General features: G+C 72.8%; 14 protein-coding genes. 5 read left to right on the forward strand and 9 right to left on the reverse strand.

Annotated elements, in window-relative coordinates:
- Positions 1–77: 77 nt before the first annotated feature.
- The 8 genes from def to BLW82_RS14480 form a co-directional block, all read right to left on the reverse strand.
- Positions 78–728 carry a peptide deformylase gene (gene def, locus BLW82_RS14445; protein WP_093499178.1) on the reverse strand — a complete coding sequence of 217 codons (651 nt, stop codon included), beginning with the start codon at positions 726–728 and terminating at the stop codon, positions 78–80.
- 124 nt (positions 729–852) lie between these two features.
- Positions 853–1,833 carry a hypothetical protein gene (locus BLW82_RS14450; protein ID WP_093508044.1) on the reverse strand — a complete coding sequence of 327 codons (981 nt, stop codon included), beginning with the start codon at positions 1,831–1,833 and terminating at the stop codon, positions 853–855.
- Between the two features lie 113 nt (positions 1,834–1,946).
- Positions 1,947–3,158 carry an HD-GYP domain-containing protein gene (locus tag BLW82_RS14455; RefSeq protein WP_093508045.1) on the reverse strand — a complete coding sequence of 404 codons (1,212 nt, stop codon included), beginning with the start codon at positions 3,156–3,158 and terminating at the stop codon, positions 1,947–1,949.
- A gap of 116 nt (positions 3,159–3,274) precedes the next feature.
- Entirely contained in the window at positions 3,275–4,615 is a 1,341-nt protein-coding gene (locus BLW82_RS14460; protein WP_093499179.1) for an HD-GYP domain-containing protein, read from the reverse strand.
- Positions 4,616–4,780: 165 nt separating this feature from the next.
- Positions 4,781–5,107 carry a mycothiol system anti-sigma-R factor gene (gene rsrA / locus BLW82_RS14465; protein WP_093499180.1) on the reverse strand — a complete coding sequence of 109 codons (327 nt, stop codon included), beginning with the start codon at positions 5,105–5,107 and terminating at the stop codon, positions 4,781–4,783.
- Positions 5,104–5,787: an RNA polymerase sigma factor SigR gene (sigR, locus tag BLW82_RS14470; RefSeq protein WP_189267612.1), complete on the reverse strand. Its 684-nt coding sequence runs from the start codon at positions 5,785–5,787 to the stop codon at positions 5,104–5,106. The genes rsrA and sigR overlap by 4 nt, the downstream gene beginning before the upstream one ends.
- Positions 5,788–6,043: 256 nt before the next feature.
- Positions 6,044–6,676: an alpha/beta hydrolase family protein gene (locus tag BLW82_RS14475; RefSeq protein WP_093499182.1), complete on the reverse strand. Its 633-nt coding sequence runs from the start codon at positions 6,674–6,676 to the stop codon at positions 6,044–6,046.
- A 106-nt stretch (positions 6,677–6,782) separates the two neighbouring features.
- Positions 6,783–7,598: an SOS response-associated peptidase gene (locus BLW82_RS14480; protein WP_093499183.1), complete on the reverse strand. Its 816-nt coding sequence runs from the start codon at positions 7,596–7,598 to the stop codon at positions 6,783–6,785.
- 105 nt (positions 7,599–7,703) lie between these two features.
- On the opposite strand from BLW82_RS14480, the gene BLW82_RS14485 reads away from it, so the two are divergent.
- The 4 genes from BLW82_RS14485 (at position 7,704) to BLW82_RS14500 (ending at position 11,355) form a co-directional block, all read left to right on the forward strand.
- Entirely contained in the window at positions 7,704–8,426 is a 723-nt protein-coding gene (locus BLW82_RS14485; protein ID WP_093499184.1) for a M50 family metallopeptidase, read from the forward strand.
- A 178-nt stretch (positions 8,427–8,604) separates the two neighbouring features.
- Positions 8,605–9,933: a 3-phosphoshikimate 1-carboxyvinyltransferase gene (aroA, locus tag BLW82_RS14490; protein ID WP_093499185.1), complete on the forward strand. Its 1,329-nt coding sequence runs from the start codon at positions 8,605–8,607 to the stop codon at positions 9,931–9,933.
- A gap of 11 nt (positions 9,934–9,944) precedes the next feature.
- Positions 9,945–10,955: a ribosome small subunit-dependent GTPase A gene (gene rsgA / locus BLW82_RS14495; protein ID WP_093499186.1), complete on the forward strand. Its 1,011-nt coding sequence runs from the start codon at positions 9,945–9,947 to the stop codon at positions 10,953–10,955.
- 76 nt (positions 10,956–11,031) lie between these two features.
- A complete protein-coding gene (locus BLW82_RS14500; protein ID WP_093499187.1) occupies positions 11,032–11,355 on the forward strand; it encodes a DMT family transporter in 324 nt (107 codons plus the stop codon).
- 85 nt (positions 11,356–11,440) lie between these two features.
- On the opposite strand, the gene BLW82_RS14505 is transcribed toward BLW82_RS14500, so the two are convergent.
- On the reverse strand, positions 11,441–12,046 hold the full coding sequence (locus BLW82_RS14505; RefSeq protein ID WP_177232947.1) for a TetR/AcrR family transcriptional regulator: 606 nt from the start codon (positions 12,044–12,046) through the stop codon (positions 11,441–11,443).
- Positions 12,047–12,262: 216 nt separating this feature from the next.
- Here BLW82_RS14505 and hisN point away from each other — a divergent pair, with 216 nt between their 5' ends.
- Complete coding sequence (hisN, locus tag BLW82_RS14510) at positions 12,263–13,063, forward strand: histidinol-phosphatase (protein WP_093499188.1); 801 nt, start codon at positions 12,263–12,265, stop codon at positions 13,061–13,063.
- The last annotated feature ends 7 nt before the right edge of the window (positions 13,064–13,070 follow it).

A 13,070-nucleotide genomic window follows, 5' to 3' on the forward strand; every position in this document is an offset into this window, starting at 1 on the left:
CCGGCCGGACATGACGAACGCCTGGTCGGAGCAGGCCCGACCAGGCGTCACAACTGTCCTTCCGCGTTCCCTGGGTCTCAGTCGTTGGCGACCACGGGGTAGCGGGGCTCGTTCTCGGCCATCTGCCGCAGCGCGTCCTTGCGTTCGCGCTTGGAGAGCCGGTCGATGTACAGGTAGCCGTACAGGTGGTCGGTCTCGTGCTGCAAACACCGAGCGAAGTAGCCGGTGCCGCGCACCTTGATCGGGTTGCCCTTCTCGTCCTGCCCGGTGACCTCGGCGTAGTCGGGCCGGGCGAGCGGGGCGTAGGCGGTGGGCACCGACAGGCACCCCTCGTTGCTGTCGTCCAGCCGCCGCTTGTCGGCGGGCAGGTCGACCAGCTTCGGGTTGCACACCACACCGACGTGCCGGGCGCCCTCGTCGTCCTGGCAGTCGTAGACGAAGACCTTGAGGTCGACGCCGATCTGGTTGGCGGCGAGGCCGACGCCCTCGGCGGTCCGCTGGCTGGCGAACATGTCGGCGACGAGCTGGTCCAGCTCCGCCCCGAACTCGGTGACGTCCTTGCACTCCTTGTGCAGCACCGGGTTCCCGACGACGGTGATGGGCCGCGACGTCCCCCGCTCACGCCAGGCGTTCTCGCGCTCCTCGGTCCCCTCGGTGTCGACGACGAACCCCTCGTCATCCACGGGGAGCACGCCCGCGTGCTGCTGATCGGTGTCCTGCTGCGCCATGACCGACGTAAGCCTTCCTAGGTAGAACGGGGAGAGATATTGCTGGTACAGGGTACGTGTCTGCTTTTGGGGGCGCGGGGAACTGCGCGAGCGACCACGCACGACCCGCAGTGACCCACCGGCCTCAGCAGACCTCTTCCAGATCCCGCCAGTCCCGGGAATCAGGGCTGTCCGCAACCCACCCGTCCAGCAACCCCCTGACCAGCGAGGCCGGCGCGGCGATCCCGCACTCCCGCTCCGGCACCCACAGCTGCCCGTCCGTCCGGTGCCCGAGCGGCCCTGGATGCCCCGGCTCACTGTGGTCGTGGGGATCGAGATGCACCCCGTCGCCCTCGTCCGACGGCATCCGCGACTCCGAGCACATCCGGCACAGCAGCCGCACGGACGAGGACCAGTCCTCCGCCGCGAACCCGGCGTCCCCCGCCAACTGCTCCAGCGCGTCCCGGTCCGCCTCCGTCGCCGCCTCGAGGAGCACCACCCACGTCGGCACCGGCGACGGCGCCCACAGCTCGATCTCGTCGAAGACGGGGTACGCGTGCCCGGTCGCCGTGGTCCGCTCGCCGTGCGGCACCCCGTCGTGCAGGACCACCTCGCCCCAGCGCCGCCCGGACGAGGGAAGCGGGATGGACTGCACCTCGATGCGGGCGGGGTCGAGGCGCCGCCCCCACACCACCTCGGCCTCCCCTTCCGGGGACAGCCGCACGGCGGCACTGCCGAGGTCCATGCCGTCCGGCTCGCCGGACGCGGTGGCGCCTCCCGGCACCCGCAGCCCGTACGCCTGCCAGGCCCGGCGGGCCAGCGGCCAGTCCTGCAGCGCGGTCGCCGCGATGCCCACGTTCCACCAGTCGGGCGCCCCGGTCTCCCGGTCGAGGAGGGCCACCGCCCGCAGCCCGGCGGCCCGCGCCTGCTCCCAGTCGTGCCGGAACTTGTGCAGCAGGGCGAGGTTGAACCAGGACTCCGACAGCCAGGGTTCCAGGTCGGCAGCGCGCGTCAGCAGCTCGCCCGCGTCCTCGTACCGGCCGTCGCCGATCAGCGTGAACGCGCGGTCGGTGGCCTGCCGCCAGGAGGCGGAGGGCCGGTGCCGTCCCTTGCCGAAGATCCTCACGATTCCCGCCTGCCAGTTCCAGTTCCGCACAGTGGGCTGGCTTGTGCCCCCGGACATCACCCTCTCCTCGCATCCAACCACGTACGACGGGAGGGCCGCTCATTACCCATGGGTTACCCAGCCGCGCGCAAGGTCAGACAGTCTCTGGAGAGCACGCGGGCCAGGGACTCCACAACCTCCGGAGCGTAGTCCCCGGCGGTCGCCAGCCGTAACTCCTCCAGTGCCGTCAGCGGCCCGCCGGGCCCGGAATCCCGGGCCTTCTCCTCGTACGCGTTGACGGTCCGCACGATCCGCGCGGCGACCGGCTGTTCCCGGTAGGGGTCGGCCTGCCGCTCCACGACCACCGCGACCGCCGCGGCCACCCCGGTCTGCCGTACGACGGCCCCGCCGAGCAGGGCTATCCGCCGCTGCTCCGCCGCCGGGAGCCCCGCGGTGGCCCCGGCGGGCACCGGGTCGACGAGGCTGAGCTGGCCGATGTCGTGCATGAGCGCCGCGTACTCCAGCACGGTCAGCTCCGCTCCGGACAGCCCCAGGTCCCGCCCGACGGCCTGGCTCAGCGCGGCGACGCGGCGGGCGTGCCCGGCCGGGGTGTACCCGGCTATCTCGGTGGCGCGGGCGAGGGAGGCGATGGTCTGCCGGTAGGTGGCCCGGACGGCCGCGTAGCGGCGCAGGGAGAGCTGGGTGAGGAGCAGGGGCAGGCAGAACACGGGCAGCGCCCACAGCCCGACGACGGCGACGGCCAGTGCCATCACGGCCCCGGTGGCGCAGACCGCGGACCCGATGCCGAGCAGCCCGCGCAGCTCGTCCCGCAGCAGCGGCCCGAACGGCCACCCGGTCCGCGCGTGGGCCTGCGCGGCGGCGAGCACCGCGTCGCACAGCGCGGTGAGCACCAGGAGCGCGACGAGCAGCAGGGCGTACGCCGGTCCGTCCGTGTGCTCCAACGCGCCCCTGCTGTAGAGGGGTTGGGAGCAGACGGCGGCGAAGCCGACGGTGAGGACGCGGCGGGTGAGGTGGTCGAGGGTGGGGCGCCGCCCGTCGGCTATGTGCGGGACGTTGCCGAGCAGCGAGGCCGCGCAGACGACGGTGACGACCTGGAAGGCGCCGTCGTGCGTGACGGCCCCGGCATCGGCGCCGAGCAGGGCGTAGGCGAGCCCGCCGGCGGCACCGAGCGGGGCGGCCTCCCGTACCTCGGCGCCGGTCCAGCGGGCCCATTCGCCGACGCCGACGAGAAGGCCGAAGGCGAGGGCGATGCCGCGGTCGCCGAGGCCTTCCCAGAGAGTCCCGGCGAGACAGCCGAGGGCGAGGAGCAGCGCGGCGAGCCGGATGCCCCCGAGCGCGGCGGGACGGCCGGAGCGAAGGGCCGCGGCCGGACCGGCGAGACCGCTGCCACCGCCACCGGCGCCGCCCGCCGGACCCGGGGCGAACGCCGGGGCCCCGGACGTCACGGGGCACCTCGCCCGGCGCCCGCACGGTCACCGCCCGGCGGACCGGGGAGGGCCCGGCCGCCGGGCAGGTCCGCCGGATCCGGTGGCGGTACGTCGGCGGTGACCGCCGGGTGCCAGCCGTGTCTGGCCAGCGCTCGCGCCAGGGCGTCGACGATCCCCGCGTCGAATTGCCGTCCCGCGCACCGCCGTAACTCCGTCACGGCGGCGGCCACCGGCCGGGCCCTGCTGTAGGAGCGGGTCGACGTCATCGCGTCGAAGGCGTCGGCGACGGCCACCACGCGGGCGGACTCCGGGATCTGGCCGCCCGCGAGTCCGTAGGGGTAGCCGCTGCCGTCGATGCGTTCGTGGTGGTGGAGGATCGCCGCGCGGGCCTCGCCGAGGAAGGAGATCCCGCGCACCATCTCGTGGCCGTACTCGGGGTGCAGTTCGATGATCCGCCGTTCCTCCGGGGTGAGCGGCCCGTTCTTGCGGAGCAGCCGGGTGGGGACGCCCAGCTTCCCGACGTCGTGGAGGATGCCGGCGAAGCGGAGCACCTCCACCCGGTCGTCGGCCATGCCCAGTTCCCGCGCGATCATCACGGAGGCCTGTCCGACGCGCTCGCTGTGCCCGCGGGTGTACCCGTCCTTGATGTCGACGGCCTGGACGAGCGCGCGGATGGTGGCCTGGTGGGCGGCGCGCTCCCGGTGGTACTGGGCGAACACCCACCAGGAGACGCACATCGGCAGCAGGACGAGCAGGGCCGCGACGGGACCGTAGGGACTGCGCCAGAGCACGGCCATCATCAGCCCGGCCAGCCCGTGCACCCCGACCGGGGCGAGGGAGCGGGAGAGCAGACCGCGCCAGGCCCGGCGGACCGGGACCCTCTCGGCGATCGCGAGGATCCCGCCGTCCAGCAGGGCGAGCACGGCGCAGAAGGCCAGTACGGCGGCGGCGCAGGGCAGCAGCGCGTAAGGGAAGTCGCAGCCCACCACCGAGTCCCGGCCGCCCAGCGCCCAGTGCACGCGCCCCGCGCCCCACACGGCGAGCGCGAGCTCGGCGGCCCGCCAGGTCCGGCGCAGCGCCTGCGGTCGGTGCTCGGCGCGGGAGAGGAGCGCACCCGGCAGCGGTACGAGCGCCGCGGCCGGCGGCGGCAGCAGGAAGGCACCGGCGAGCAGGACCGGGTAGAAGGTGCCGCCGAGGCGGCGCCGTACGACGTGCTCGCAGGCGGCGTAGAGCGCGGCGAGGAGGGCGACCGCCCACCAGGGCGTACGCAGCTCGGGCAGCGGCAGCAGACAGAGCAGGGCGGCGAGGGCGACGCAGGTCACGTACGCGCGCACCCGTACCGGGACCGCCTCCATCTCGCCCCTCCCCCGACCATGCCTGTCCAGGCTCCGGAGCCTAGGGCGGGAGCCGGCGGGTCCGGGGGCTTATGACCGGAGGATTAGCACGTTCGGGTGATGGGACACCGGGGCGGGAACCGCTCCGCGCCGCCTGCGGGCGGCGCCGTGCGGTCGGCGCCCGGGTCAGCTCTCCGGCGTGACCGGCGCGGGCTGGGGGGTCCGGGCGGCCGTGACGTCGTGTTCCGGGAGGGGCTGCCCCGAACGGATCAGATCCAGCCGCCCCAGCACCTTGGCCCGCAGGTCGGTGGGCACGTCGTCATGCCCGCAGCACCGCTTGACCAGCTTCTTCACGGCCTCCTCCAGCCCGTACTTCTCCAGGCAGGGGGAGCACTCCTCGAAGTGCTGCTTGAACTTGACGCGATCGACGTCCGGCATCTCACTGTCGAGGAACTCGTAGAGATGATCGAGTACCTCACTGCAGTCCGTCTCGTGCGGCTCTCCGCAGCTCATGAGCCCGAGCCTTTCGCTTCGTTCGACTCTCCGGCGCCGGCCGGGACGAGCCCGCGCTCACGCGCGTAGTCCTCCAGCATGCCGCGCAGTTGGCGGCGGCCTCGGTGCAGCCGGGACATCACCGTACCGATGGGTGTCCCCATGATGTCCGCGATCTCCTTGTACGCAAAGCCCTCTACGTCTGCGAGGTAGACGGCGATGCGGAATTCCTCGGGGATCGCCTGCAGCGCTTCCTTCACGTCCGAGTCGGGCAGGTGGTCGAGCGCCTGCGACTCCGCGGAGCGCAAGCCCGTCGACATGTGCGACTCGGCGCGGGCGAGCTGCCAGTCCTCGATCTCCTCGGCCGCGGAGCGCTGGGGTTCGCGCTGCTTCTTGCGGTACGAGTTGATGAAGGTGTTCGTGAGAATGCGGTACAGCCAGGCCTTGAGGTTGGTGCCCTCACGGAACTGGTGGAACGACGCGTACGCCTTGGCGTAGGTCTCCTGCACCAGGTCCTCGGCGTCGGCGGGGTTGCGCGTCATGCGCAGCGCGGCCGAGTACATCTGGTCGAGGAATTCGAGCGCGTCCCGCTCGAAGCGCGCCGTGCGCTCCGACGTCGACTCCGCGCTGACGCCCTGGCCCTCGGGCAGCTCCGCCTGGCCGTTGTCGGTCCCTGCGTCGGTACCGGTGACCGGACCCACCTCCTCAAGATCCCGGGCAGGACCAAAACTGATCCCACTCGTCTCGGAGGATAGAACACGACCCGTGCCTGCCGCCGCTCGAATAGGAGCGGTCTTGGCCGCATGCAGTACCGTCCAGTCCAGGTCAGCGCTGCTGCTACGGCTCGGGCAGATGGTCGAACCCATGCGGCGGACTTCCTCTCGTTCGGCGTCGGCACTGGTGTCCCAGTACTTCTGTCCGCCTCAACAGTGGTCCGCCGCGCAACATTCCCGGGCGTCACCCGAGGGACGCGGTCCATGCGACGACCGCGTCCGTGATGATGGTCACTGCCCTTTCCTGCCCGATCTCCGCACGTTTGGGCACCGCGAACCCGTGATCGGCGCCCGGCACCTCGACGAGTCCGTACTGCCCCTCCGGGAACTCGGCGGGCCTCCCGAACGGGTCGTGCCCGCCCTGTACGACGAGCGTGGGCACCCCGGCCCCGAGCAGCTCCGCGGCCCGCGACTTCTCCGGCCTGCCCGGCGGGTGCAGCGGAAAACTCAGGGCCAGGACGCCGGCCGCCCCCAGGTCGGCCGCGGTACGGCAGGCGACCCGGGCCCCGGCGCTGCGCCCGCCCGACACCACGGGCGGGCCCGGCGCGGCGAGCGCGGGCCACAGGCCCCGCCAGCCGACGTCGAGCGTCTTCGGCGCGGGCGCGAGCTTCTTCCCGGCGACCCGCCAGGGCTGCTCGACGAGCGCCACGGTCACGCCGTGCTCCGGCAGGACCGCGGCGATCGCCTGCAGATCCCGCGCCTCGATGCCCCCGCCCGCCCCATGGCTCACGGCGAGCACGAGGCGCGCCCGCGCCGCCTCGTGCCAGGTGATGCGGGCGTCCCCCGCCTCGGTACCGACGATCTTCGACGTAGTCACGTGAGAAGGCTAGAAGGCGGCGCCCCGAAAAAGGCGCGGGGAACTGCGCGAGCAGCCACGACGGCGTTGCAGCCGAAGGGCGGCCGATCGCGGGCCTGCGGAGCGCTCAGAAGAGTGTGCCCTCCTCGGGCCCCTCCAGCTCCTTCAGCAGCTCCGGGCTGTTGTTCCGGACGTTGCTGACCGCAGTGGAGACCGGGTAGGCGCGCATCAGGCCCTCCGGCGGCGGGGCGAGCAGCGAGCGCAGGTCCTCGACGTCCGTGCGGGCCGGGTCGAGCCAGGCGTCCCAGCGGTCCGGGGTCAGCATCAGCGGCATCCGGGGGTGGATGTCGTGCAGCGACCGCGGCCCCTCGGCGGGCGCCACGGCCAGCGGCGAGGTCTCCGCCTCCGTGGTGATCACCGAGCATGTCACCCACCAGGCCAGCGGGTGCTCGTCGGGCAGCGTCCGGTCCCGCCAGAACTCGTACAGCCCGGCCATCGCGAACACCGAGCCGTCGGCGGGGAGCACGAAGTACGGCTGTTTGCGCGGCCGCTTCTTCTTCCCCTCGACCTCCAGGTCCCGCTCCTGTGGGGCGGTGACCCACTCGTAGTAGCCGTCGGCGGGCAGGATGCAGCGCCGGGTGGCGAAGGCGCGGCGGTACGACGGCTTCTCGTGCACGGTCTCCGCGCGCGCGTTGATCATCCGGGCGCCGCCCTCGGGCGTCTTGGCCCAGGACGGCACGAGCCCCCACTTGAGCTTGCGCAGCTGGCGAACCGGACGGGGGTCGTCGGCGTCTTTCACCGGACGGTCGAGGACGGCGTAGACCTCCTTGGTCGGAGCCACGTTGTAGTCGGGCTCCAGGGTCTCCTCGGGCTCCCACTTCTCGACTTCAAAGATTCCTGCGAGATCCTCGGGCCCACGACTGGATGCATACCGTCCGCACATACGTGCAACACTGCCAGGCCCGCCCGTCGCCCGACCACCACCCCCCAACGACGGCGCTACGCGCCGGCACCTTTCGGACTGACCAGAGGGAGTAATCACCGCACCATGGACAGCACTGCCGCTCTCGCGCTGCCCGACCTCTGGGACCGTCTGACGGGTACCCAGTCCGATCCCGATCTGTGGGTGGTGCTCGCGACCCTGGCCGCCGCGGTCGCGGTGGTCGTCCCGCACAACCTGTGGCGGATATCCCGCAACGCCATCACGATCGCCCACGAGGGCGGCCACGGCCTGACCGCCCTGCTCACGGGCCGCCAGCTCACCGGCATCCGGCTGCACTCCGACACCAGCGGTCTCACGCTCAGCCGGGGCAAGCCGCACGGCATCGGCATGATCCTCACGGCCGCGGCCGGCTACACCGCTCCCCCGCTGCTCGGCCTCGGCGGCGCGGCCCTGCTCGGCGCCGGGCGCATCACCCTGCTGCTCTGGCTCGCCACGGCCCTGCTGCTCGTGATGCTGGTAATGATCCGCAACGCGTACGGCGTCCTGACGGTCTTCCTGACGGGCGGCACCTTCCTGCTGGTGTCCTGGCTGGCCGGACCGCAGGTGCAGGCGGCGTTCGCGTACGCCGTGGTGTGGTTCCTGCTGCTGGGCGGAGTCCGCCCGGCCTTCGAACTCCAGGCGAAGCGCTCACGCGGCGGCGCGGGCGACTCCGACGCGGACCAGCTGTCGAGACTGACCCATCTCCCGGCGGGCGTATGGCTGTTCCTGTTCCACACGGTGTCACTGTGCTCGGTGATCGGCGGGGGGCGCTGGCTGCTCGGCCTGTGACGCCCGCCCCGAAGGGGCGGCATCACAGGGGCGCGGGAAACTGCACGACCAGCCCCCACGGCACCCCACCCGACCACCGCCCCTGCCGAAGCGGCGCCGCACCCGCCCACCGGCCTCCCCGCGGAGCGGCCCCGCCCGCCCACCGGCTGATACCTCCCCCTGCCACTAAAGTGACCCCATGGCCGCAAACCCCACCGCACCAACCGCCCTCTGGCCCGCCCCCCACGCGCGCGGGGCCGTCGACGCGACGGTTCACGTGCCCGGGTCCAAGTCGGTCACCAACCGCGCCCTCGTCCTCGCCGCCCTCGCCTCCGAACCCGGCTGGCTGCGCCGCCCCCTCCGCTCCCGCGACACCCTGCTGATGGCCGGCGCCCTGCGCGCGATGGGCGTCGGCATCGACGAGGGCGTCGGCCCCGACGGCTCCGGCGAGGCCTGGCGGGTGCTCCCCGCGGGGCTCCGCGGCCCCGCCACCGTCGACGTCGGCAACGCCGGCACGGTGATGCGCTTCCTTCCGCCCGTCGCCACCCTCGCCGCAGGCGACATCCACTTCGACGGCGACCCCCGTTCGTACGAGCGCCCCCTGCACGGCGTGATCGACGCCCTGCGCGTCCTGGGCGCCCGGATCGACGACGAGGGCCGCGGCGCGCTCCCCCTCACCGTCCACGGCAGCGGGGCCCTGGACGGCGGCACGGTCTCCGTCGACGCCTCGTCCTCCTCCCAGTTCGTGTCCGCCCTACTGCTCTCCGGCCCGCGCTTCAACCAGGGCGTGGAGGTCCGCCACACCGGCCGGAGCCTCCCCTCCCTCCCGCACATCCGGATGACCGTCGACATGCTGCGCGCGGTCGGCGCCCAGGTGGACACCCCCGAGTCGGGCGGCGAGCCGAACGTCTGGCGGGTCACGCCCGGCGCCCTGCTGGGCCGTGACCTGACCGTCGAGCCGGACCTGTCGAACGCCCAGCCCTTCCTCGCCGCGGCCCTGGTGACGGGCGGCCGGGTCATGATCCCGGACTGGCCGTCCCGCACCACGCAGCCGGGCGACCGGCTGCGCGAGATCTTCACCGAGATGGGCGGTTCCTGCGAACTGACCGAGTACGGCCTGGAGTTCACCGGCTCGGGCCGGATCCACGGCATCGACGTCGACCTGGGCGACGTCGGCGAGCTGACCCCCGGCATCGCGGCGGTCGCCGCCCTCGCGGACACCCCCTCCACCCTGCGCGGGGTCGCCCACCTGCGGCTGCACGAGACGGACCGGCTGGCCGCGCTCACCAAGGAGATCAACGAGCTCGGCGGCGACGTCACCGAGACCGCCGACGGCCTGCGCATCCGCCCGCGCCGGCTGCACGGCGGCGTCTTCCACACGTACGAGGACCACCGCATGGCGACGGCCGGTGCGATCATCGGCCTGGCCGTGGCCGACGTACAGATCGAGAACGTGGCGACGACGGCGAAGACCCTGCCGGACTTCCCCGACCTGTGGACCGGGATGCTCGGGAGCGACGGAGCGTAGGGGCCTACGACATGCGCCGCTACGGCAAGCACACCGACGAGGACGACATCCGCGCCCGCCCCAACCGCAAGGGCAACCGGCCGCGGACCACCATCCGCCCCAAGCACGAGGACGCGGCCGAGGGGATGGTCCTCACCGTCGACCGGGGCCGGCTGACCTGTCTGGTCGAGGACCGGACGGTCCTGGCGATGAAGGCCCGCGAGCTGGGCCGCAAGGCCGCGGTGGTCGGCGACCGGGTGGCCCTGGTCGGCGATCTGTCCGGCAAGAAGGACACCCTCGCCCGCATCGTGCGCATCGAGGGCCGCTCGTCCGTGCTGCGGCGCACCGCCGACGACGACGACCCGTTCGAGCGGGTCGTCGTCGCCAACGCCGACCAGCTGGCGATCGTCACCGCCCTGGCCGACCCCGAGCCCCGCCCGCGCCTGATCGACCGCTGCCTGGTGGCGGCCTACGACGGCGGTCTCACCCCCCTGCTGGTCATGACCAAGTCGGACCTGGCCCCGCCGGACAAGCTCCTGGAGCTGTACGGCGACCTGGACATCCCGTACGTGGTCACGAGCCGCGACGAGCTGGCGGCGGGGGAGGCCGCCCGCCGGATCCAGGACCTTCTCGACGGCAAGATCACGGCGTTCGTCGGCCACTCGGGCGTCGGCAAGACCACGCTGGTGAACGCGCTGGTCCCGGAGGGCCGCCGCCGCACGACCGGTCACGTCAACGCGGTGACCGGCCGCGGCCGCCACACCACGACGTCGGCCCTGGCCCTCCCGCTCTCCGGCGACGAGGGCTGGGTCATCGACACCCCGGGCGTCCGCTCCTTCGGCCTGGCCCACATCGACCCGTCCCGCGTGATCCACGCCTTCCCCGACCTGGTGCCCGGGACCGTGAACTGCCCGCGCGCGTGCAGCCACGACGAACCGGACTGCGCGCTGGACGAGTGGGTCGCGGAAGGCCACGCGGACCCGGCCCGCCTGTACTCGCTGCGGCGGCTGCTGGCGACCCGGGACCGCAAGGAGGGCGACTGACCACCGGGGTGTTTGTCATGACCGGAGTTCGGTAAGTGCATAATCGCACCGAGCTGGACATACGGGAGGACAGCACATGGCGTGGCTGCTGGTGATCGTGGCCGGGATCCTGGAGACCGGCTTCGCCGTGTGCCTCAAGCTCTCCCACGGCTTCACGCGACTTTGGCCGACGATAGCCTTCGCGTCCTTCGCCCTGGGCAGCTTCGGCCTCCTCACCCTGTCCCTGAAGAAGCTGGACGTGGGCCCGGCCTACGCGGTCTGGACCGGAATCGGCGCGGCGGGCACCGCCATCTACGGCATGGTCTTCCTCGGCGACCTCGTCTCCACCCTGAAGATCATCTCCATCAGTCTGGTGATCGCAGGAGTGATCGGCCTCCAGCTGTCCGGTTCCGCGCACTGAAACGCGCCCCTTCGGGGCGCGGGGAACTGCGCGACCAGCCCCCACCCACCCGCGGATACCCACGACCCGCACCACCCCTGTCCCCTCAAACCGGCTGCCGGTGCAGCGCCCCGCGCACCAGCTCCGCCACCCCGCCCTCCCCCGGCGGCGCCGAGACACACGACAACGCCAGCCGCACCACCAGCTCGCACGACCGGGTCAGCTCGCCGTTCGCCTTGCCGGCCGCCGCCCCCGACAGCACCGCCACCGCCCGGTCCCGCACGATCTGCACGAAGTCCCCGGGAGAGGGCAACGGCCCGTCCGCCCTCCGCTGCGCCGGCACCGCCGACGACGACGGCACCGCGGACAGCGTCGGCGACGGCAACCGCTCGCTCCAGCACCCCGTGAGCATCGCCCGTACCAGCACGTTCTCCCGGGCCGCCACCGCCATCCACTCGGCCGTCGCCGTCAGGCGCTCCCACGCCTCGGCATGGCTCCCCAACGCCCGTTCCACCCCGGCGAGATACCCGTCGGCCTCCCTGCGCACCAGCGCCCGCGCCAAGCCTTCCTTGCTGCCGAACTCGTTGTACAGCGTCTGCCGGGACACCCCGGCCGCCGCCGCCACGTCGACCATCCGCACGGCAGCCCACGGCCGGCGCGCGAGCGCCGCGTACGCGGCGTCCAGAAGGGATTCCCGGGCTGCAGGCATCATCGCCTCCCTGGGGCGAGCGACTCTGCGCCCAGATTTGACGCGCACGATTCGACTGTCAAGGGTTCGCGAAGGCACCGGGGGGCGCCTTCGGCCAACACGCGCGGGCGCGCCGCAGGCGTACCGGAGGGCAACGGAGGGCACCGCCCGATCACTTGCCCGGATCACCGGGCCTCCCCTGGTAGCCCCGCCCCCGTCCCGGCAGATACCGTTCGTCACATGCCGGACTACCTTGACGACCTGCGCCTCGCCCACGTGCTCGCGGACGCGGCCGACGCCGTGACCATGGGCCGCTTCAAGGCGCTCGACCTCAAGGTCGAGACCAAGCCGGACATGACCCCGGTGAGCGAGGCGGACAAGGCGGCCGAGGAACTGATCCGCAGCCAGTTGCAGCGCGCCCGGCCGCGGGACGCGATCCTCGGCGAGGAGTACGGCATCGAGGGCACCGGCCCGCGCCGCTGGGTGGTCGACCCGATCGACGGCACGAAGAACTACGTCCGCGGCGTCCCGGTCTGGGCGACCCTGATCTCCCTGACGGAGGCGGGCGAGGGCGGCTACCAGCCGGTCGTCGGCCTGGTCTCCGCCCCCGCGCTGGGCCGCCGCTGGTGGGCCGCGAAGGGCCACGGCGCCTTCGCCGGCCGCAGCCTGTCCTCGTCGACCCGCCTGCACGTCTCCGGGGTCTCGAAGCTGGCCGACGCCTCCTTCGCGTACTCCTCGCTCGGCGGCTGGGAGGAGCGCGGGCAGCTGAACGGTTTCCTGGACCTCACCCGCGAGGTGTGGCGCACGCGCGCGTACGGCGACTTCTGGCCGTACATGATGGTCGCCGAGGGATCCCTGGACATCTGTGCCGAGCCGGAGCTGTCCCTGTGGGACATGGCGGCCAACGCGATCGTCGTGACGGAGGCCGGGGGCACCTTCACCGGCCTCGACGGCCGGCCGGGCCCGCACAGCGGCAACGCGGCCGCGTCCAACGGCCTGCTCCACGACGAGCTGCTGTCTTACCTCACCCAGCGTTACTGAAACGGTC

This window comes from Streptomyces sp. Ag109_O5-10, assembly GCF_900105755.1.
Lineage (GTDB): Bacteria > Actinomycetota > Actinomycetes > Streptomycetales > Streptomycetaceae > Streptomyces.

Coding starts and splice junctions, on each gene's coding strand:
- rsgA (WP_093499186.1), top strand. CDS start 9,945: ATGCGCCGCTACGGCAAGCACACCGACGAGGACGACATCCGCGCCCGC.
- BLW82_RS14480 (WP_093499183.1), bottom strand. CDS start 7,598: ATGTGCGGACGGTATGCATCCAGTCGTGGGCCCGAGGATCTCGCAGGA.
- rsrA (WP_093499180.1), bottom strand. CDS start 5,107: ATGAGCTGCGGAGAGCCGCACGAGACGGACTGCAGTGAGGTACTCGAT.
- BLW82_RS14505 (WP_177232947.1), bottom strand. CDS start 12,046: ATGATGCCTGCAGCCCGGGAATCCCTTCTGGACGCCGCGTACGCGGCG.
- def (WP_093499178.1), bottom strand. CDS start 728: ATGGCGCAGCAGGACACCGATCAGCAGCACGCGGGCGTGCTCCCCGTG.
- BLW82_RS14500 (WP_093499187.1), top strand. CDS start 11,032: ATGGCGTGGCTGCTGGTGATCGTGGCCGGGATCCTGGAGACCGGCTTC.
- BLW82_RS14460 (WP_093499179.1), bottom strand. CDS start 4,615: ATGGAGGCGGTCCCGGTACGGGTGCGCGCGTACGTGACCTGCGTCGCC.
- hisN (WP_093499188.1), top strand. CDS start 12,263: ATGCCGGACTACCTTGACGACCTGCGCCTCGCCCACGTGCTCGCGGAC.
- aroA (WP_093499185.1), top strand. CDS start 8,605: ATGGCCGCAAACCCCACCGCACCAACCGCCCTCTGGCCCGCCCCCCAC.
- BLW82_RS14485 (WP_093499184.1), top strand. CDS start 7,704: ATGGACAGCACTGCCGCTCTCGCGCTGCCCGACCTCTGGGACCGTCTG.